This window comes from Staphylococcus roterodami, from assembly GCA_022493055.1.
GTDB classification, from domain to species: Bacteria; Bacillota; Bacilli; order Staphylococcales; family Staphylococcaceae; genus Staphylococcus; species Staphylococcus singaporensis.
On the sequence record CP092781.1, the window covers coordinates 2,323,627 to 2,343,790 of the forward strand.

The window sequence follows — 20,164 nt, forward strand, 5'->3', positions numbered from 1 at the left end:
CTTGTATTAAATAATTACTGACTCTTCAACAATCTCTACTAAACGAAAACGTTTTGTTGCTGATAAAGGACGAGTTTCTTGAATTTTAACAATGTCTCCTAATTTAGCTGAATTGTTTTCATCATGAGTTTTGTATTTTTTAGAGTATTTTACTCGTTTACCGTATAATTTGTGTGTTTTGTAAGTTTCAACAAGTACTGTAATAGTCTTGTCCATTTTGTCTGAAACAACTTTACCTACATAAACTTTACGATCGTTTCTTTCGCTCACTTTTGTAACCTCCTCTTACTTAATTATTGATTAGCCTTACTTTGTTCAATTTCTCTTTCACGAGCAACAGTTTTTAGACGTGCAATCGTTTTTCTTACTGTACGAATACGTGCAGTTTCTTCTAATTGACCTGTAGCTAACTGAAAGCGTAGGTTAAAAAGCTCTTCTTTTGAAGATTTGATTTGTTCTTCGATTTCTGAAGTGGTTAAGTCTCTAATTTCCTTAGCTTTCATTTGTTTCACCACCCAATTCCTCACGTTTTACAAACTTAGTTTTTACTGGAAGTTTGTGACTTGCTAAACGTAGTGCTTCACGCGCAACTTCTTCAGATACGCCAGCAACTTCGAATAAAATTCTACCTGGTTTAACAACTGCGATCCAGCCTTCAACCGCACCTTTACCAGCACCCATACGTACTTCTAAAGGTTTTTTAGTATATGGTGTATGTGGGAAGATTTTAATCCAAACTTTCCCGCCACGTTTCATGTAACGTGTCATTGCTATACGAGCAGATTCGATTTGACGAGATGTGATCCAAGACGTTGTAGTTGCTTGTAAACCAAACTCACCAAATGTTACGTAGTTACCGCCTTTAGAACGACCAGTTGTTTTAGGACGATGTTGACGACGATATTTTACACGTTTTGGTAGTAACATTATTATTTTCCTCCTCCACTAGTGTTCTTAGTAGGAAGAACTTCTCCACGATAGATCCATACTTTAACGCCTAATTTACCGTAAGTAGTGTCAGCTTCAGCATGTGCATAATCGATGTCAGCACGTAATGTATGAAGTGGAACAGTTCCTTCTGAATATTGTTCAGCACGAGCGATGTCAGCTCCGCCTAAACGACCAGATACTTGAGTTTTGATACCTTTAGCACCAAGTTTCATAGCTCTAGTAATTGCTTGTTTTTGTACACGACGGAATGAAGCACGGTTTTCTAATTGACGTGCGATGTTTTCTGCTACTAAACGAGCATCAAGATCAACTTTTTTAATTTCAATTACGTTGATGTGTACTTTTTTATCAGTTAACGCATTTAATTTGTTGCGTAATTTTTCGATTTCTGAACCGCCTTTACCAATTACCATACCAGGTTTACCAGTATGAATTGCAATGTTGATACGGTTTGCAGCACGTTCAATCTCTACGTGAGAAACTGATGCTTCTTTTAATTCATTATCAATAAATTTACGGATTTTTAAATCTTCGTGTAAAAGTGAAGCGAAGTCTTTTTCAGCGTACCATTTAGCTTCCCAATCACGAATAATACCAACACGAAGTCCGATTGGATTAATTTTTTGACCCACAGTATTCCCTCCTTAAAAGTTAATTAAGCTTCTTTAGCTTCTTCTTTACCGTCACTTACGACGATTGTAATGTGGCTTGTACGTTTGTTAATCGCACTTGCACGACCTTGCGCACGTGGACGGAAACGTTTTAATGTTGGTCCTTCGTTAGCGTATGCTTCTTTAACAACTAATTCATCTGTGTTCATGTCATAGTTATGTTCAGCATTAGCTAAAGCGGACATTAATACTTTTTCAATTACTGGTGATGAAGCTTTGTTTGTTAATTTCAAAATTGCAATAGCTTCAGCAGCATTTTTACCTCTGATTAAGTCAAGAACTAATCTTACTTTACGAGGTGCGATTCTTATTGTTCTAGCAACCGCTTTTGCTTCCATTAGGATGTCCTCCTCTACTTAATAAATATTATCTTCTTGTTTTCTTGTCGTCTGCAACGTGTCCTTTGAATGTACGAGTAGGAGCAAACTCACCTAATTTATGACCTACCATATCTTCAGTTACATATACAGGTACGTGTTTACGTCCGTCGTATACTGCAAAAGTATGTCCGATGAAATTAGGGAAAATTGTAGAACGACGTGACCATGTTTTGATTACTTGTTTCTTTTCGCTTCCTTCTTGAGCTTCAACTTTTTTCATTAAATGCTCATCGACGAAAGGTCCTTTTTTAATACTACGAGCCATTTGGGCGCCTCCCTTCTTATTATGTGCGTGCAGCTTTAAGCCGCACACCCAAATAAGTTGATTATATTATTTTTTCTTACGTCCACGAACGATAAGTTTGTCTGATGATTTTTTACCACGACGAGTTTTCTTACCAAGCGTAGGTTTACCCCATGGTGACATTGGAGATGGTCTACCGATAGGAGCACGACCTTCACCACCACCGTGTGGGTGATCGTTAGGGTTCATTACAGAACCACGAACTGTAGGACGGATACCTTTCCATCTTGAACGTCCGGCTTTACCAACGTTTACTAATTCGTGTTGTAGGTTACCAACTTGACCGATTGTAGCACGGCAAGTAGATAAGATCATACGAACTTCACCAGATCTTAATCTGATTAAAACGTATTTACCTTCTTTACCAAGTACTTGAGCACTTGCACCAGCTGAACGAGCAATTTGTCCACCTTTTCCAGGTTTAAGCTCGATGTTGTGTACAACTGTACCAACTGGAATGTTTTGTAATGGTAATGCGTTACCAACTTTGATGTCAGCTTCTGCACCACTTTCAACGATTTGACCTACTTCTAATCCTTTAGGAGCAATGATATATCGTTTTTCACCGTCTGCATATACAACTAATGCAATGTTTGCTGAACGGTTTGGATCATATTGAATAGAATCAACTTTAGCATTGATACCATCTTTGTTACGTTTGAAATCGATAACACGGTATTGACGTTTGTGTCCACCACCATGGTGTCTTACAGTCAATTTACCTTGGTTGTTACGTCCCGCTTTTTTCGGTAGCGGTTTTAATAATGACTTTTCAGGTGTAGTTTTCGTGATTTCAGCGAAATCTAACGAAGTCATATTACGACGACCATTTGTTATTGGCTTATACTTTTTAATAGCCATTGTCGCTTACCTCCTTAATGGTAATTAGTTTATTAGTTAAATAAGTCGATTGAACCTTCTTTAAGTTTTACAATCGCTTTTCTTCTTTTGTTTGTATAGCCTTGGTAACGGCCCATACGTTTTTTCTTAGGTTTGTAATTCATGATATTAACACTTGCAACTTTTACGTTGAAGATTTCTTCAACTGCCATTTTCACTTGTGTTTTGTTAACACGAGTGTCAACGTCGAAAGTGTACTTGTCTTCAGCCATTGCTTCAGAAGATTTCTCAGTGATTACGGGGCGCTTAAGAATATCTCTTGCTTCCATTATCCGAGCACCTCCTCAACTTTTTTAGCAGCAGCTTCAGTAATTACTAAGCTGTCAGCATTAGTGATATCTAATACATTTAAACCTTGAGCAGTTGTTACTTGAACACCAGGGATGTTACGTGCTGATAATTCAACGTTTACATCTTCGTTTTCAGTAACTACTAATACTTTTTTAGGTTGTTCTAATGTAGTTAATACATTTTTGAATTCTTTAGTTTTTGGAGCTTCGAAGTTGAATGCGTCAACTACAGTTAAGCCGTTCTCTTGAACTTTGAAAGATAATGCTGAGCGTAAAGCTAAACGACGCATTTTCTTGGGCATTTTGTATGCATAACTTCTTGGAGTTGGTCCGAATACGATACCACCGCCACGCCATTGTGGAGCACGGATTGTACCTTGACGAGCACGACCTGTTCCTTTTTGCTTCCATGGTTTACGTCCGCCACCACTTACTGCTGAACGATTCTTAACAGCATGTGTACCTTGACGTAATGAAGCACGTTGTAAATGAATAGCTTCGAAAAGAACGCTATTATTTGGCTCAATACCGAATACTGCATCGCTTAATTCGATTGAACCTGATTTAGTTCCGTCTAATTTTAAAACATCATAATTAGCCATTATGCATTTCCTCCTTTCACTTCTTATTATTTATTACCTTTTTTAATTGAAGTTCTGATTTCTACTAAACCTTTTTTAGGTCCAGGTACGTTACCTTTTACTAAGATAACTTTGTTTTCTGTGTCAACTTGAACTACTTCTAAGTTTTGAACAGTTACTGTGTTTCCACCCATACGTCCTGGCATTTTTTGGCCTTTAAATACTCTTGAAGCATCTGAAGCCATACCTACAGAACCTGGTGCTCTGTGGAAATGAGAACCGTGTGACATAGGTCCACGAGATTGTCCGTGGCGTTTAATTGCACCTTGGAAACCTTTACCTTTTGATACGCCTGTTACGTCAATTACGTCGCCAGCTACAAAAGTATCTACTGAGACTTCTTGACCTACTTCGTAAGCATCCACGTCTACATTGCGGAATTCACGAATGAAGCGCTTAGGTGCTGCGTCAGCTTTTTTAGCGTGACCTTCAGCTGGTTTATTAGCATATTTATTAGATTTTGCATCTTTTTTGTATGCTTTTTTGTCTTCAAATCCAACTTGGATTGCGTTGTATCCATCAACTTCAACAGTTTTCTTTTGTAATACAACATTTTCTTTAGCTTCTACTACTGTTACAGGGATTAATTCACCGTTTTCTCCGAATACTTGTGTCATCCCAATTTTTCTTCCTAAGATTCCTTTGGTCATCGAAAGTCCACCTCCTAAAATTGTCTATTATAATTTGATTTCGATGTCTACACCAGATGGTAAGTTTAAGCCCATTAAAGCGTCAACTGTTTTTGGTGTTGGGTTTACAATATCGATTAAACGTTTGTGTGTACGTTGTTCGAATTGTTCACGTGAATCTTTATACTTATGCACGGCACGGATGATTGTGTAAACTGATTTCTCAGTTGGTAACGGAATTGGTCCAGAAACATCTGCACCAGAACGTTTCGCTGTTTCTACAATCTTCTCTGCTGATTGATCAATCACGCGGTGATCATAAGCTTTTAATCTGATTCTGATTTTTTGTTTTGCCATAATTTTCCCTCCTTATTCGTCTACATTTAGTGATAGACTTCTCCACGAAAACTATCTTACACAGCGCCATGGCAAAGCGGCCGGGTGTGTCAGTAACCTTTCGCTTCATCGCTTTTCTTAAAGTCCAACGTTAGTTATGTTACACGAAAAACATCGATAAATCAAGGCTTTTCACATAATTTTTCTATCTGTCTAACACATACTTTTATATTTTACTTTATATACAAAGCCAGTTCAACTATTTTCGGGATATTTTTTATTTCTTCTTTTGTTGTAAAATGCTATCTTGAATCATTTTATTATTATCATTGAAAATTATTCTATATAATTAGAGATAAGGACGGTGGAAAAAGAAAATGAAGAATGGACCAAAATTAACTTTAGCAATTATAGGTATCTTTTTAATATTATGTGAGTTTTTCTATGGCATACCATTTTTAGGTGCAACCTTTATTTTAAGCTTTGGATGGCAACCATTAACATTTAATGCATTACTTTATTTAATTCTTACTATTATATTATTAGTAAATAGACAAAATGCTATTAGACCTATTGTTGTCATTCCTTTAATAGGTCTTGCAGGTAGCTTTTTAGCAATTATCCCTTTCTTAGGTATATTAATCCATTGGGTTTTATTTTTCTTAATGCTTTTATTTGTGGCAGTAGTTTTATCAGCACCAACATATATACCTAATAAAAATGCACGTGTTATTTATACACAATACAAGGATGGTCATAAAGAGTAACAATTTCATTTAAAGTTTAAATTGTTGTATATTATATAGAAGAAACGCGTTCAACTATGTTGAATAATCACTTCTTTATTTGCAATATAACTGTGTATTGATACCTATTAAACACTATATTTAAATTTTTATACTAGCGCTTAGTAAGTATGTCTGTTAAAGCAAAATAAAAACGACTCCCCAGCAAATTGGGTAGTCGTTTTATTTTGCCATGATTTAGCCATGAACGAATATGAAATAAAGAATGAATAACACCATTAAAACGTACATTATTGGATGTACTTCTTTATGTTTTTTAGAAATAAGCATTGTAATTGGATAGAAAATAAATCCACATGCAATACCAGTAGCAATTGAATATGATAATGGCATCATAATAATTGTAATAAATGCTGGAACTGCCACTTCAAAACTTTTCCAGTTTATTTCAGCAAAGTTTGCAGCCATCAGTACACCTACAACTACCAATGCTGGTGTTGTTACCGCGCTCGTTACAACTGCAATTAATGGACTGAAGAATAGTGCTAATAGGAAACAACAACCCGTTACTATACTAGCAAAGCCAGTTCTAGCACCTACTGCTACACCTGATGTTGACTCGATATAAGAAGTTGTCGTAGTTGTTCCGAAAATTGATCCTACGATTGTAGCCAAAGAATCTGAGAACAAAGCACGTCCAGCTCTTGGTAACTTATTGTCTTTCATAATACCTGCTTGTGTAGCTACGGCTACTAATGTACCTGCAGTGTCAAAGAAATCAATAAATAAGAACGTTAATATAACAATTAAAAATTGTATCGTAAATAATTGACTCGGATCTTTGAACGCTTCAAATGCAGCTCCAAAAGTTGGCTCAATACTAGGGATTTTACCAACAATACCATTTGGCATTTGAATCAATCCTGTAAACATACCTACGATTGCTGTGATAATCATACCGATAAAGATAGAACCTGGTAATTTAATTGCATATAAAATTACAGTAATAACAATACCGAAAATAGCTAATAGTACTGGTGCATCTGTCAAATGTCCTAATGTTACTAAAGTAGATTCATTTTTAACTATAATACCTGAACTTTGTAGACCAACAAATGTAATGAATAATCCAATGCCGGCCGAAACAGCCATTTTCATTTGATATGGTATCGCATTAATAATAACTTCTCTAAATCCTGTGACGGTTAATATTGCAAAGAATATCCCCGAGAATAATACGCCTGTCAAACCAACCTGCCAAGGAATACCCATTGTTAACACTACAGTAAATGCAAAGAATGCATTTAATCCCATACCTGGTGCTAACGCTATTGGATATTTAGCTATTAATCCCATAAACAGCGAACCGACAAATGCCGCTAATGCTGTCGCTACGAAAATGGCACCTTGATCCATTTTCATGCTTTCTGATACGCCTTTAACACCAGCTAAGCTTAAGACTTGTGGGTTAACTGCTAAAATATAAGCCATTGATAAGAAAGTCGTAATACCGCCTAGAATTTCTCTTTTAAAGTTTGTTCCATATTTATCGAACTGGAAATAGTTTTTCACGAATGGATGCTCCTTTTTTTAAAATACTTTAATAGTTTAATATCATTCTTAATAAAAAACAATACCAAAAGCGAACTTTTCATTTTTATGAATCAACTTCGTTCGATTTTACCTACAATTTTAAGTTTTTCAATGCATCTTTAAACGGATTATTATCCAACCCTTCATCTTGGCTCATGTATTTCTTCATTTCTTTACGTGATACTTTACCAGAAGTCTTATTCTTCATACGTTGATCCATATGCGCCTGCGTTTCAGAATGACCACAAACACAACGATAGACGCCTTCTTTTCCTCTCCCAAAAAGGGTTAGCTTTTTCTTACAGTTTGGACATCTTGCATTCGTTTTACGTTGGACATTCTTCTTCGTCTTACACGATGGATCTTGACACACTAGCATTTGTCCATTTTTAGTTTTAACTTTAATCATAAATTTTCCGCATTTTGGACATTCAGTCGTAGTTAAATTATCATGCTTATATTTTTGTTCACTATTTTTTATTCCGTTTACAACATCTTTCGTAAACTCTTTCATTTCATTAATGAATTTTTTCGATTGATATTTACCACGCTCAATTAACAATAGTTTTTCTTCCCACTGCGCCGTCAAAAGTGGCGATGTTAATTCCTCTGGTGCCAATTCTAAAATTTGTTTACCTTTCGACGTTACTTTAATTTTTCCGTCTCTTGATTCGATGGCATTCATATTAAATAACTTATCGATAATATCTGCCCTTGTTGCAACAGTTCCAATTCCACCTGTTTGCTTTAATGTTTGTGCATATTTTTTATCTTTCAATTGAATAAAGTTCTGCGGATTTTCCATTGCTTTTAATAACGAACCTTCATTGAAATATTCAGGCGGGGTTGTTTCATGCTCTTTGATTTGAGTTTTCTTAATAGACACATTAGCACCTTCAACAAATGGTTGTTGCTTCTCAGTTACTGAATCATCCTGTCGCAATGCTTTAAATCCTAATGCTGTCGTTACATTTTCTTTTAATACAAAATTATATCCTGCAACTTTCAATGTCACAGTAATAGTATCGTATTCATGCGGAGGCATTAAAGCTTCTAAAAAACGTTCTACAATCATTTCATATAGCTTAGTTTCCCTATTACTCAAATCTGATATCATTGGTCTAACTTCTGTCGGAATTATTGCATGATGATCAGATACTTTTTGATTATTAAATATCGACATTTTAGATGAAAATGATTTCGACAACAATTGGCGTGCATGATTTTTGTAGTTTGTGGACATTGTTGCTTGGATGCGTTCTTTCATCGTATCCACCATGTCTGTTGTTAAATAATTAGAGTCTGTTCTAGGATAAGTAACTACTTTATGTCTTTCATATAAATTTTGTAGCGTATTTAAAGTTTCTTTAGGGCCAATTTTATAACGTCTATACATATCTTGTTGCAAATCCGTTAGATTATATAATTGTTGCGGATATGATTTCTTATGCTTGGTAACAACTGACGTTATCTTCCCCGTTTCATTCTTCAGTTTATCGACTATCTTTTCTAAAGTGCCCTTATCTGTAAACCGCTCTTTTGATTCTAGTTGAAAATCAAAGCCATTAACACTTATAGACAACGAGTAATACTTCTGTGGTTTGAAAGTATTAATCTCTTGTTGTCTTGTATACACTAATTGTATTGTTGGCGTTTGAACACGCCCCAATGAAAGCTGTGCATCATATTTTGTTGTCAGCGCACGTGTCGCATTAATCCCCACAATCCAGTCAGCTTCACTTCTTGCTAAAGCTGCATGATATAAATCATCATATTGACGTCCATCCTTTAAGCTTTTAAAACCTTGTTGGATTGCTTTTTTAGTAACTGAGCTAATCCATAAACGTCGTAGTGGCTTTTTATTGCCAACTTTATCTAAAATAAGTCGAGCAACTAATTCACCTTCTCGGCCAGCATCAGTAGCAATTATAATGTCTTTTACTTTATTATCTAGTATTAATGCTTTAACTGTTTTAAACTGCTTACTCGTTTTACCAATAACAACTGTTTTCATATATTTAGGTATAATCGGCAAGTCTTCTAAACGCCATTCTTTTAAATGCTTATCGTATTGTTCAGGTGTTGCATTGGTAACAAGATGACCTAATGCCCAAGTAACAATATATTGATTATTTTCAAAATAGCCATTTCGTTTTTGATTTATTTGTAGTGCATCAGCGATATCTCTTGCCACTGATGGCTTTTCAGCTAATATTAAAGATTTCATAATTTATCCTTTCTCATGCGTTCTAAATCAATCGAACCCATTTCATCCATTCACGGCAATCAATATTTTAAAATTACTGATTGCAAATGATGTGTTAAATGTATTGTAACATGTTAATATCACTATTAACTTTCATTTCAGTTGAAATATTATATAATTAAAGTAATAAAAAGTACGGAGGTCATGACATGGGCATTGTTCAGTTATATGATATTACACAAATAAAATCGTTCATTGAACATTCAAATTATGAATCAGCATCATACTTATACAAACTTCCTCAACAGTACAAAGAAATAGATGCGTTAATAACAAACGCAATTGAATTTCCAGGCGTATTCGCAATTCAAGAAAATGATTCAATTAAAGCAATTATTCTATCTTTCGCATATGATAAAAATAAATTTAAAGTAATCGGCCCTTTCATTGCTGATAATTACGTCTTTTCAATCGATACATTTGAATCATTGTTTACAGCAATGACGTCTAGTCAGCCAGATGATGCAGTCTTTAACTTTTCATTTGAAGAAGGTATACAGCACTATAAACCTTTAATGAAAGCCATTCAGGCAAGCTACAATTTCACTGATTATTACATTGAAGCTCGTAAAAAATTAGAAGACGATATGCATCAACCGAATATTATTCCATATCATAAAGGCTTTTACCGAGCATTCAGTAAATTACATACAAGTACGTTTAAATACCAAGCACAACACCCACAAGAAATTGTTGATAGTTTAGATGAAACTCATCATTTATTTTTATTCGTTAGTGAAGGTCTTCTTAAAGGTTACTTATATCTAGAAATTGATACACAACAATCAATCGCCGAAATTAAATATTTTAGTTCTCATGTTGACTATCGCCTAAAAGGTATTGCATTCGAATTACTAGCATATGCTTTACAATACGCTTTCGATAATTATGATATTAGAAAAGTTTATTTTAAAATACGTAATAAAAACAACAAGCTAATTGAACGTTTCAATGGTTTAGGTTTTCATATTAACTATGAATATATTAAATTCAAATTTGAATCACGCAACGTTAAAAATCAGTCAATTCCTGAATAATTTTTTTAACATGTTTCCCATAATATGCTATTAGAGTGTATTGTGGGTTTTTCTACTTTTTGTAAACATTGAAAACTTTAAGTAGTTGTTTTTTACTAATAGCACAGAATGTTTTACAATAACATGCAAGTGTCAATTAAGGGGAACACTTGCATAAATAGCATAGGAGAGTGAGTAGTCTTGCAATTTTTCGATTTCTTAATAGCACTTTTACCAGCTTTATTCTGGGGAAGCGTTGTTCTTATTAATGTGTTCGTCGGTGGCGGACCATACAACCAAATTCGTGGCACTACGCTAGGTGCCCTTATTGTTGGATTGGCTTTACTTATAACTGGTTACGCAAAATTCGATAACCCTACTGTCATTATTGTCGGTCTTATTTCTGGTGCATTATGGGCATTCGGACAAGCGAATCAGCTTAAATCAATCAGTTTAATTGGTGTATCAAATACTATGCCTGTATCAACAGGTATGCAGTTAGTTGGTACAACATTATTCAGCGTTATCTTTTTAGGTGAATGGAGCACTATGACACAAATTATTTTTGGTTTAATCGCCATGATTTTATTAGTCACTGGTGTTGCCCTTACTTCACTTAAAGCTAAAAATGAACGCCAATCTGATAATCCTGAATTTAAAAAAGCAATGGGTATTTTGATTATATCTACAGTTGGTTATGTTGGATTCGTTGTACTTGGTGATATTTTTGGAGTCGGTGGTACAGATGCATTGTTCTTCCAATCTGTCGGTATGGCAATTGGTGGTTTTATCTTATCAATGAATCATAAAACTTCCCTTAGATCAACAGCACTAAATCTTTTGCCAGGTATCATTTGGGGTATTGGTAACTTGTTTATGTTCTATTCACAACCTAAAGTTGGTGTAGCGACAAGTTTCTCATTGTCACAATTACTTGTCATCGTTTCTACACTAGGTGGTATTTTCATTTTAGGAGAAAGAAAAGATCGTCGTCAGATGAAAGGTATATGGGCAGGTATCATAGTTATTGTCATAGCTGCGATTATACTTGGTAATTTAAAATAGTAGCATCTAGATATATGATTTGTATAACTACTTACTGAGTTGGAAAAGTGCCCTCGTTTTCATTAAAAGCTATCTTAAGTCAATGACATGTTAAAACACTTTTATTTCTTGTATATATAGCCCAGGAAATATGCGATTTACAAAATTGCTTTGTGCCAGTTCAAAGTTGCTTTAGCACATTAATGATGTTGACAACATTCAATGAGAATGAGAACTTTATCTAATTTAAAAACGCGTTTGATTCAACATGACATGTAGATAGTATTGTTGTATGACACACATCACTATATATTGATTATCATCAATTTAGTTGATTCTACAAATAAATCATATATCATGAAAGCCCCCTTTTCACAACAACCATTTATATGTTGAGTTAAAGGGGGCACTTTATATACTTGTAGTTTCATTTTCAAAAATATACCCTAAACAAACACAGCTTGATATACATATAAAATAATAATACTAATAATGATTGTTAAATTTGTCGTCATTCCGATGAACGGCAGTGTTCGATATTTAAACTGGATACCATATGAAATAATTGCAACGCCAACTGGGAACATCCATGTAATAAGTAGTGTTGTCTTAATCATATCGTCAGATACAGGTAATAAAATGTGTACAAGCATTCCTGCAGACAATGCTAATCCATAATGTAAACATAAGTATTTAATCGTTGCAGGTATATATTTACGCTCAACTGTAAAATTCAACATAACACCTAGCAAAATCATAGACAGCGGCATATTTGCATGTGAAAGTATACTAAAAAAATCTATCGCCACGTGCGGCAAATGAATATGACTTAAATTCAAAATAAACATTATAATGTATGTAACTAATGGTACAGATTGTAATAATTTTTTCGCTAAAAATTTAAAATCGAATTGATCACTACCTTCACTAAAGTAACTACCTACAAAGTAAGTAATTCCAAACATCACGAAAGCTCCACCAATATCAGCCATACCAAAATATACAAGCCCTGTTTTAGGCCATATCGCTTCAATTAAAGGATAAGCAAACAATCCTATATTCATAGCCCCTGTCATCATTCCTACTGATCCACGCATGTGATTGTCATATTTTCTAAAAAACCAAATAGCAATGATTTTCGCTACAATACCGTAAACTATCATCAAAATCGGCAAAATCGAGAATGACAATTTTAATTCTGCATTATTTAAATTAACAATAACTAAAGAGGGAAGTGTAACATTAAGCACTAATGTGGCAATGACTTGGCTATCTGTTGCCTTAATATAATTAATCCGCTTCAAAAAGTATCCTAGCGCAATTAATAAAATAATCATTGTAAATTGTTCGGTCAATGTTACCCCTTCTTTCGTTAATCTTCATAATTTATTACTTTAACATATTTCATAGATATTTTAGTAGTCTACTATTTCATGCTATAATCTACAATAAATGCACTTAATTATATTTCAAAGGAGTGTTGTAGTATGTCTTTAGAAAGTCAATTAGCCGAACTTAAACATGATTATATTCGACTTCAAGGCGATTTAGAAAAGCAAGAATCACTAAATTTAGATACGTCTGCGCTTGTTCGCCAACTTAAAGAAATTGAAAATGAAATTAGAAACGTTCGAGCTAAGATGGACAGTTAATAACTTACTATTAGTTAATACTGTTTTACGAATTGAAATATAATATAATCTTGGGATTTCTATTCGTAATCATAGCAGGTACTATATAGCGGTTGTCATCAAGCTATACACATAAGTTTTCTATGGTGAATGCTATAATTACATGTAACCTTTGAAACGGAGAGGAAGTTATCATATGCAATTTTATCTGATTTTACTAGCAATACTTTATTTAATTGTTAGTTTTATTAGTATTTTTAAAATGGAAGTTGTATTTACACGTATTTTGAGAATCATTATGGGTGTCTTGCTATTATTCGTCTTAGCATTAACGACGATGAGCTTCCCGAAAGAAAATTGGTGGGTCTTTATTGTCTTACTATTACTAGTTGGTAATGTTGAAGTAACAGGATTTAAAATGCTAAAAAAAGACTTAAAAGGTGTTAATATTTTAAATTTAATGTCTCTATTTATCTTTGTTATATACTTTATCTTAACCATCGCATTATTCTAATTAAAAATCAAACATGCAACAACATGATTTCAACCTTTAGTTCAGTGTCTGATTATACATCTAATCATTTATAGGTCTTTGTTAAACAACTAGATTGAATATCATTGCACACTATATGATTAGTTCGCAATTCCCAAATTTTAAAAAGCCATCAAAGAGTCAACTTTATGACCACTTTGATGGCTTTCTTATTATTTATCGTTTAGTAATTCGATTTTTCAAAGTAAATAAAATTTCGTAAATCACTGGTACAACTACTAACGTTAACAACGTTGATGAAATTAAACCGCCAATAACTGTAGCTGCTAAACCTTTTGATATAAGGATTGAGCTATCTTGACCAAATAATAATGGAACCAATGCACCTATTGTTGCTATTGCAGTCATTAAAATCGGTCTTATTCTAGTGCCACCCGCTTCAATTAAAGCTTCTTTCATCTCCATACCTTGTTGCTCATTATTGATAACGCGATCTATTAGTACAATTGCATTCGTTACTACAATACCTATTAACATTAACATACCTATCAAACTTGGTACTGATATCGTTTCTCCAGTGATTAAAAGTGCAATGATTACACCAATAACTGTAAATGGTAATGAGAATAGAATCGTGAATGGCGCTAAGCCACCTTTAAATGTAATAACTAAAATTAAGTACACTATGATAATAGCTGCTAACATTGCAAATGCCAATTGTGTCATTGCATTATTAATATCATCTGACGCACCACCAATATTTACTTTTACATTGTTCGGCTTATCCAAATTATTTATCTTAGACATCACTTGTCGTGTTGTACCGCCTACATCTTTATTTGTTACTTTAGCTGATACTGTCGTTGCATAATCACCTTGTTCTTGTGTCAATTTACTTGGTGTTGTTGTTTTTACTAAAGTAGCAATATCTCCTAGTTTAATTGTGCCTCCAGTCGGCTTTTTCAAAGTAATATTATTCAACTTATCTTCTGACCAGTCAGTTTTCTTATTTTGCTTCACTTTAACATCAATGGATTTACCATTTTCCTTAACAGACGTCACTGTTTTCTCTGGTAAGTTTTCATTTAAATGCACTGCAAGTTGACTTGCAGAAATGCCATTCTCTGCTGCTTTATTCTGATCCACTTTAATTTCAAATTGATCATATGTTTGTGATAAATCCGATTTAACATTTGCTAATCCTTTAACTTGTTTCATTTCTTGTTCAATGCGTTGTACAGTCGATTTAATTGCATCCGTAGATGGCCCTTTCACCGTAACTTCTACAGATTTATTGCCTGCACCTGTCCCCAAATCTTGGTTTTTCCATTCTCCAGGATGTTTAAAACCATCTACATGTTTAATAACTTTATCCGCTTCTACATCAAAGTTTGGTGTGTCATTATCGTATTCGACCATAATTGCCATACTATTTGTACTACCAGTTGGATCAACTGGACTGCTTCCACCCACTGAATATTGAATTGTTTTCACATGTTTTTTCTGTTTTAAATATTTCTCGACATCTTTCGCATGATTTAATACAGATTGTTCAGTTTCACCTGGCTTTGGTGTATACGTAATTGCTAAAAATTTATCATCTCCAGCTGAAATAAAGCTGGTTCCAAGTCTAGGCCCACCAAATACAATTGTTAAAATCAAAATTAAAGTACTTAAAATAATGACAATCCATTTGTGATTTAAAGACCATTTCAAAACTTTTTTATACGTTGTACTCACAACACCTAAACCTTCTTGATGTTGTTTATTACGACGTTTAACACCTTTTTTAAATAGTGTTGATGCCAATGCAGGAACTAAGGTAATTGAAACTAATAAAGACGCTAATAAACTAAATGCAATTGCTAATGCAAATGGTCTAAACATTTCACCTACCGAACCTGAAACAAACACTAGTGGTAAAAAGACGATAATTGTCACAAGTGTTGATGACATAATCGGTTTAAACACTTCTGTTGTAGCACTGATAATAAGATTTTCACCTTTTAATTTTTCCTCTGGATCTGTTAAACGTCGATAAATATTTTCCACTACAACAATCGAGTCATCTATAACACGACCAATAGCTACCGTTAACGCCCCTAACGTTAATATATTCAAAGAAACATTGCTCAATTTCAATGCAATAAGGGCCATTAGTAAAGATAATGGAATGGATATAATAGAAATTAATGTCGTTCGAATATTTCTTAAGAATAATAGAATAACTATAATTGCTACAATTGTTCCTAATGCTGCTTTTTCAACCATCGTGTATAGTGATTTTTCTACAGGTTTAGCAGTATCCATTGTTTTAGTTACATTCAAATCTTTATTTTCCTCAATAAATGTATCAATTTTTTGTTGAACATCCTTGGCCACTTGAACGGTATTTGCATCTTGAGCTTTGGTAATTTGCAAATTAACTGCATCCTTACCATTTGTTTTAGAAATAGATGAACGTACATCGCCAACTGTGATGTCTGCTAAGTCTTTTAATTTCGCTGTCGGCATTCCACTTATACTATTTGACGCAGCCGATTTCGACGTTTGCTGTGAAGATGCTTGATTAACATCTGACATAGCTGAATTTTGATTATTGCCACTTTGAGACTGTGCTTGACCTTGTCCACCTGCCAGCGTTAGTGGAATATTAATATTTTTAAACGCATCAACTGATTGGTATTGTCCGTCTACGACAATCGATTTATCTTTATCACCAAATTGAAATAATCCAAGTGGTGTTGTTCTAGTTGCTGTCTTCAAATAATTTTCAACGTCATCCGCAGTTAATCCATATTTTTCAAGTTCTTCCTGCTTAAATTTAAGCGTAATCTCACGGTTCGTCTGACCATTCAATTGTGCATTTTGAACGCCATCCACTGTTTGTAGTTTTGGTATTAACTGTTCATTCAATACTTTCGTCACTTTTTTCAAGTCATTATCTTTATTTGAAAACGAATACGCTAAAACTGGGAAAGCATCCATTGAATTACGTCTTAATTCAGGTTGACTAACTTCATCTTTAAATTTAATTTTGTCAATTTCTTTTTTTAGTTGTTCTTCTGCTTTATCCATATCTGTATTATTTTCATATTCAACTGTCACAATCGATGCATTTTGTATTGATTGTGTTTTAACATCTTTTACATATGCCAAAGATCTAACTTGATTATCGATTTTACTGCTTATTTCATCTTGCGTACTTTGCGGTGTTGCACCAGGCATTGTCGTTGTAACTGATATAACTGGATTTTGAACATCTGGCAATAACTCTAATTTTAATTTCGCACTTGCATAGACGCCACCTAACACAACTAAAACAACCATTAAAAAGATAGCGAACTTATTTCCTAAAGAAAATTGTAGTAATTTTTTTATCACTGTCCCTGCTCCTTTTTACTTTATTAAAAAAATTTTGCTCAACCAATCTATACTGTAAAAAAATCTGAACGCAAGTGGCAATCGTATAAGCGTTCAGATTTATGTCTTGTATTTATTTACGTTTTAATTTACGTGATATTTTGATTTTAGCTTTCGTCAAGCGCGGTTTAACTTGTTCAATTAATTGATACAGCGGTTGATTTAGTACATAATCGAACTCACCAACTTTTTCACTTAAGTATGTGCCCCACACTTTTTTAAATGCCCACAAGCCATAATGTTCAGAATCTTTATCTGGATCATTATCTGTACCACCGAAATCATAAGTTGTCGCACCATGATCACGCGCATATTTCATCATCGTATATTGCATATGATGATTTGGTAAGAAATCTCTAAATTCATTAGAAGATGCACCATATAAGTAATATGATTTCGACCCAGCAAACATTAGTAACGCACCAGAAAGATAAATACCTTCCGGATGTTCACGTTCTAATGCTTCCAAATCACGCTTCAAATCTTCATTTTTAGCAATTTTATTTTGAGCATCATTAATCATGTTTTGTGCTTTTTTAGCTTGTTTCTCAGATGTTTCTTTCTTCTGTTGCCATTTAGCAATTTCCGCATTAAGTTCGTTTAATTCTTGATTTACCTTAGCTATATTTTCTTTTGGATCTAATTTTACTAAAAATAGTTCAGCATCCCCATCTTCATGTAATGCATCATAAATATTTTCAAAATAACTGATATCGCGTGTTAAAAAACCATCACGTTCCCCAGTAATTCTCATTAATTCAGCAAATGTCTTTAATCCTTCTCTATCAGAACGTTCTACCGTAGTACCACGTTTCAAAGCTAGTCTCACTTTTGAGCGATTACGACGTTCAAAACTATTTAATAATTCATCATCCGTTTTATCAATCGGCGTAATCATAGTCATACGTGGTTGAATATAGTCTTTTGACAAACCTTCTTTAAACCCTTTATGTTTAAATCCTAGTGCTTTCAGATTTTGTAATGCATCAGTACCTTTATCGACTTCAACATCAGGATCAATTTTAATTGCATATGCTTTCTCAGCTTTAGCAATTTCTTTCGCACTTTCTAATAACGCATTCAGAGCTTCTTTATTACTATAATCAACAACAAAACCACGTGAAATATAACATAACGTATAAGGTAATCTAGGAACCTTTTTAAATAATAACTGAGCAACTCCTTGAACCTCACCGTCACGACCTACAGCGATTCTTCTTGCGTACCATCCAGTTAATTTTTTTGTTTCTGCCCATTTCGTTAATTGTAGTAAATCTCCATTAGGATGAGATTTAACAAATGCGTCATGTTCTTGATTAGTGATATGCATCTTTTCCATGATTTATGATATCTCCTTCTATTTAACAATACATATAATTATACAGTTTGAATCTTACAGTGTCGATTCAGAGCATACATATCATATCGATATTTCTTTTTTAATACTTACATTATTCTCCGATAAAAATATGCACCTAAAACCACTTTGTAATATATAAAGTTATGACTTTTAATGAAGTGTTTTTCACAGCCTCATCATTTCTGTATTTAAAAATTACTGTCCTTCACATTCGGCAAAATCATTCTAGTTTAATACTATTTTCATCAATAGCTCATACTATCATCAATTTTAAATCTCGATATAGCATAAACACTTTAATGTTCATATACGAATACCCTTGTTATAATATCAATAATCTAATTATGAGGTATTTTAAATGAGAACAATTATTTTAAGTTTATTTATAATAATGAACATCGTCGCAATTATCATGACACTTAGCCAGCCACTAACAGTAAATTACTTTAGTTTACGTGTCATACTAATCTTTTTCACATTTATATTATCAGTCTTTTTCATATTAATTAAGTCATCACGTTTAAACAATACGTTGACTATTTTATCTATCATACTAGCTGTAATTCATATGGCCATACTTGCACATAGTACATACGTATATCTATACTAATGGTTCAAATCGATATATAGCACCTCTTATAAAAATTGAATATGGTGAAGTTGCCTGTGCATCTTTAATAATCATAGTATGATATTTTGAAACTTTACCATCTTCAATTCTAAAATAAATATCATCATTTTTTAAAATCAAATCTGTATAATTGTCACTTTCTTCCACAATGTCCATATCGTACCACTTCACCCAATTTTCTACTGTTTGTGACCGATTTGTACTTTTCATAATAATTGTCTCAACAGAAAACTGTGTTTGATAATATTTTTTCAATTTTTCAGTTCGAACTGAATCACTTTCTTCCCATTGAATAAAAAATGGAGGCTTTATATCGTCATCTTGCTTCATGATATAAAGTAATTGCCACTTCACTTTACCATCTTTATGTGTATCTCTTTCCATTTGAATTGGCCCAACAACTTCAATTTGTTCGCTTTGTAATCTATTCTTCACTGCTTTTATATCATCTGTACGAATGCAAATATTTTTAAAACCTTGTTCATATTTTTCTTGAACAATTTGAGTAGCAAAGGCAACATCACCTTCTATCGTTTTTGCCATTTTCTTTAATTTTTCATTATTTTCTACATCTAATAGTTCAATATAATTTTCATTAATGTAACCTAGCTTATTAAATGTTCCAAATTTATTATGATGACCACCTGAATGCAACTTTATAACGTCTCCTGGAAAATTAAAATGATTCAACTGGTCAATATAATGAATAATATGATCAAATTTTAATACCATGGTATCCCCCATTTACATGTAATTACGCTTATTTTAACAAAGTATAAAATTTTATGCTCTTAATAATTATATATTGCTTTCCGCTTATCTTCGTTTTATAATTACTAATGTTCTAAAATAGTTAGCC

23 protein-coding genes are annotated in these 20,164 nt (G+C 33.4%); 6 read left to right on the forward strand and 17 right to left on the reverse strand.

Features of this window, described 5'->3' with window-relative positions; translation table 11 throughout:
* Positions 1–6: 6 nt before the first annotated feature.
* The 11 genes from rpsQ to rpsJ form a co-directional block, all read right to left on the reverse strand.
* Positions 7–270 carry a 30S ribosomal protein S17 gene (gene rpsQ, locus ML436_11390; protein ID UMT77722.1) on the reverse strand — a complete coding sequence of 88 codons (264 nt, stop codon included), beginning with the start codon at positions 268–270 and terminating at the stop codon, positions 7–9.
* Positions 271–293: 23 nt separating this feature from the next.
* Entirely contained in the window at positions 294–503 is a 210-nt protein-coding gene (gene rpmC, locus ML436_11395; GenBank protein UMT77723.1) for a 50S ribosomal protein L29, read from the reverse strand.
* Positions 493–927 (reverse strand): 50S ribosomal protein L16, encoded by a 435-nt coding sequence (rplP, locus tag ML436_11400; GenBank protein ID UMT77724.1) that lies wholly within the window; start codon positions 925–927, stop codon positions 493–495. The genes rpmC and rplP overlap by 11 nt, the downstream gene beginning before the upstream one ends.
* A 2-nt stretch (positions 928–929) precedes the next feature.
* Complete coding sequence (gene rpsC, locus ML436_11405) at positions 930–1,583, reverse strand: 30S ribosomal protein S3 (protein ID UMT77725.1); 654 nt, start codon at positions 1,581–1,583, stop codon at positions 930–932.
* A 23-nt stretch (positions 1,584–1,606) separates the two neighbouring features.
* The gene (gene rplV, locus ML436_11410; GenBank protein UMT77726.1) at positions 1,607–1,960 is read right to left on the reverse strand and encodes a 50S ribosomal protein L22; all 354 of its coding nucleotides are present in this window, start codon (positions 1,958–1,960) and stop codon (positions 1,607–1,609) included.
* Positions 1,961–1,988: 28 nt separating this feature from the next.
* Positions 1,989–2,267, reverse strand: coding sequence for a 30S ribosomal protein S19 (gene rpsS, locus ML436_11415; GenBank protein UMT77727.1), 279 nt, complete (start codon positions 2,265–2,267; stop codon positions 1,989–1,991).
* 66 nt (positions 2,268–2,333) lie between these two features.
* The gene (gene rplB / locus ML436_11420; protein ID UMT77728.1) at positions 2,334–3,167 is read right to left on the reverse strand and encodes a 50S ribosomal protein L2; all 834 of its coding nucleotides are present in this window, start codon (positions 3,165–3,167) and stop codon (positions 2,334–2,336) included.
* 32 nt (positions 3,168–3,199) lie between these two features.
* The gene (rplW, locus tag ML436_11425; GenBank protein ID UMT77729.1) at positions 3,200–3,475 is read right to left on the reverse strand and encodes a 50S ribosomal protein L23; all 276 of its coding nucleotides are present in this window, start codon (positions 3,473–3,475) and stop codon (positions 3,200–3,202) included.
* Positions 3,475–4,098: a 50S ribosomal protein L4 gene (rplD, locus tag ML436_11430; GenBank protein ID UMT77730.1), complete on the reverse strand. Its 624-nt coding sequence runs from the start codon at positions 4,096–4,098 to the stop codon at positions 3,475–3,477. The genes rplW and rplD overlap by 1 nt, the downstream gene beginning before the upstream one ends.
* Positions 4,099–4,124: 26 nt before the next feature.
* Positions 4,125–4,787, reverse strand: coding sequence for a 50S ribosomal protein L3 (gene rplC / locus ML436_11435; GenBank protein UMT77731.1), 663 nt, complete (start codon positions 4,785–4,787; stop codon positions 4,125–4,127).
* Between the two features lie 27 nt (positions 4,788–4,814).
* Complete coding sequence (gene rpsJ, locus ML436_11440) at positions 4,815–5,123, reverse strand: 30S ribosomal protein S10 (GenBank protein UMT77732.1); 309 nt, start codon at positions 5,121–5,123, stop codon at positions 4,815–4,817.
* Positions 5,124–5,479: 356 nt separating this feature from the next.
* On the opposite strand from rpsJ, the gene ML436_11445 reads away from it, so the two are divergent.
* Positions 5,480–5,869: a hypothetical protein gene (locus ML436_11445; GenBank protein ID UMT77733.1), complete on the forward strand. Its 390-nt coding sequence runs from the start codon at positions 5,480–5,482 to the stop codon at positions 5,867–5,869.
* Between the two features lie 216 nt (positions 5,870–6,085).
* Here ML436_11445 and ML436_11450 read toward each other — a convergent pair whose 3' ends face one another.
* Positions 6,086–7,420 (reverse strand): NCS2 family permease, encoded by a 1,335-nt coding sequence (locus ML436_11450; GenBank protein UMT77734.1) that lies wholly within the window; start codon positions 7,418–7,420, stop codon positions 6,086–6,088.
* A gap of 112 nt (positions 7,421–7,532) precedes the next feature.
* Positions 7,533–9,668 carry a DNA topoisomerase III gene (locus ML436_11455; GenBank protein ID UMT77735.1) on the reverse strand — a complete coding sequence of 712 codons (2,136 nt, stop codon included), beginning with the start codon at positions 9,666–9,668 and terminating at the stop codon, positions 7,533–7,535.
* A gap of 188 nt (positions 9,669–9,856) precedes the next feature.
* On the opposite strand from ML436_11455, the gene ML436_11460 reads away from it, so the two are divergent.
* Both ML436_11460 and ML436_11465 read left to right on the forward strand, forming a co-directional pair.
* Positions 9,857–10,744, forward strand: a complete 888-nt coding sequence (locus ML436_11460) for a GNAT family N-acetyltransferase (protein UMT77736.1) — start codon at positions 9,857–9,859, stop codon at positions 10,742–10,744.
* 180 nt (positions 10,745–10,924) lie between these two features.
* Positions 10,925–11,788: a GRP family sugar transporter gene (locus ML436_11465; protein UMT77737.1), complete on the forward strand. Its 864-nt coding sequence runs from the start codon at positions 10,925–10,927 to the stop codon at positions 11,786–11,788.
* Between the two features lie 425 nt (positions 11,789–12,213).
* Here the strand turns inward: ML436_11465 and ML436_11470 are convergent, their stop codons facing one another.
* The gene (locus ML436_11470) at positions 12,214–13,122 is read right to left on the reverse strand and encodes an AEC family transporter (protein ID UMT77738.1); all 909 of its coding nucleotides are present in this window, start codon (positions 13,120–13,122) and stop codon (positions 12,214–12,216) included.
* 132 nt (positions 13,123–13,254) lie between these two features.
* Between ML436_11470 and ML436_11475 the strand changes: the two genes are divergently transcribed.
* Both ML436_11475 and mspA read left to right on the forward strand, forming a co-directional pair.
* Positions 13,255–13,419 carry a hypothetical protein gene (locus ML436_11475; GenBank protein ID UMT77739.1) on the forward strand — a complete coding sequence of 55 codons (165 nt, stop codon included), beginning with the start codon at positions 13,255–13,257 and terminating at the stop codon, positions 13,417–13,419.
* A gap of 175 nt (positions 13,420–13,594) precedes the next feature.
* Positions 13,595–13,912, forward strand: coding sequence for a membrane stabilizing protein MspA (mspA, locus tag ML436_11480; protein UMT77740.1), 318 nt, complete (start codon positions 13,595–13,597; stop codon positions 13,910–13,912).
* Positions 13,913–14,107: 195 nt separating this feature from the next.
* Here the strand turns inward: mspA and ML436_11485 are convergent, their stop codons facing one another.
* Together ML436_11485 and femX are read right to left on the reverse strand one after the other, a co-directional pair.
* Complete coding sequence (locus ML436_11485; GenBank protein ID UMT77741.1) at positions 14,108–17,275, reverse strand: efflux RND transporter permease subunit; 3,168 nt, start codon at positions 17,273–17,275, stop codon at positions 14,108–14,110.
* Positions 17,276–17,387: 112 nt separating this feature from the next.
* Entirely contained in the window at positions 17,388–18,653 is a 1,266-nt protein-coding gene (femX, locus tag ML436_11490) for a lipid II:glycine glycyltransferase (protein ID UMT77742.1), read from the reverse strand.
* A gap of 379 nt (positions 18,654–19,032) precedes the next feature.
* Between femX and ML436_11495 the strand changes: the two genes are divergently transcribed.
* Entirely contained in the window at positions 19,033–19,284 is a 252-nt protein-coding gene (locus ML436_11495; protein UMT77743.1) for a hypothetical protein, read from the forward strand.
* On the opposite strand, the gene ML436_11500 is transcribed toward ML436_11495, so the two are convergent.
* Positions 19,276–20,037, reverse strand: a complete 762-nt coding sequence (locus tag ML436_11500) for a VOC family protein (protein ID UMT77744.1) — start codon at positions 20,035–20,037, stop codon at positions 19,276–19,278. The two genes, ML436_11495 and ML436_11500, sit on opposite strands and share 9 nt — an antisense overlap.
* Between the last annotated feature and the right edge of the window lie 127 nt (positions 20,038–20,164).

Bases quoted from the DNA above. Each gene is read 5' to 3' on its own strand.
- ML436_11455 (UMT77735.1), bottom strand. From the start codon at position 9,668: ATGAAATCTTTAATATTAGCTGAAAAGCCATCAGTGGCAAGAGATATC.
- rplV (UMT77726.1), bottom strand. From the start codon at position 1,960: ATGGAAGCAAAAGCGGTTGCTAGAACAATAAGAATCGCACCTCGTAAA.
- rplD (UMT77730.1), bottom strand. From the start codon at position 4,098: ATGGCTAATTATGATGTTTTAAAATTAGACGGAACTAAATCAGGTTCA.
- rplC (UMT77731.1), bottom strand. From the start codon at position 4,787: ATGACCAAAGGAATCTTAGGAAGAAAAATTGGGATGACACAAGTATTC.
- rplB (UMT77728.1), bottom strand. From the start codon at position 3,167: ATGGCTATTAAAAAGTATAAGCCAATAACAAATGGTCGTCGTAATATG.
- ML436_11495 (UMT77743.1), top strand. From the start codon at position 19,033: ATGAGAACAATTATTTTAAGTTTATTTATAATAATGAACATCGTCGCA.
- ML436_11500 (UMT77744.1), bottom strand. From the start codon at position 20,037: ATGGTATTAAAATTTGATCATATTATTCATTATATTGACCAGTTGAAT.
- ML436_11460 (UMT77736.1), top strand. From the start codon at position 9,857: ATGGGCATTGTTCAGTTATATGATATTACACAAATAAAATCGTTCATT.
- rpmC (UMT77723.1), bottom strand. From the start codon at position 503: ATGAAAGCTAAGGAAATTAGAGACTTAACCACTTCAGAAATCGAAGAA.
- rplW (UMT77729.1), bottom strand. From the start codon at position 3,475: ATGGAAGCAAGAGATATTCTTAAGCGCCCCGTAATCACTGAGAAATCT.
- rpsS (UMT77727.1), bottom strand. From the start codon at position 2,267: ATGGCTCGTAGTATTAAAAAAGGACCTTTCGTCGATGAGCATTTAATG.
- rpsJ (UMT77732.1), bottom strand. From the start codon at position 5,123: ATGGCAAAACAAAAAATCAGAATCAGATTAAAAGCTTATGATCACCGC.
- rplP (UMT77724.1), bottom strand. From the start codon at position 927: ATGTTACTACCAAAACGTGTAAAATATCGTCGTCAACATCGTCCTAAA.
- femX (UMT77742.1), bottom strand. From the start codon at position 18,653: ATGGAAAAGATGCATATCACTAATCAAGAACATGACGCATTTGTTAAA.
- ML436_11445 (UMT77733.1), top strand. From the start codon at position 5,480: ATGAAGAATGGACCAAAATTAACTTTAGCAATTATAGGTATCTTTTTA.
- ML436_11475 (UMT77739.1), top strand. From the start codon at position 13,255: ATGTCTTTAGAAAGTCAATTAGCCGAACTTAAACATGATTATATTCGA.
- mspA (UMT77740.1), top strand. From the start codon at position 13,595: ATGCAATTTTATCTGATTTTACTAGCAATACTTTATTTAATTGTTAGT.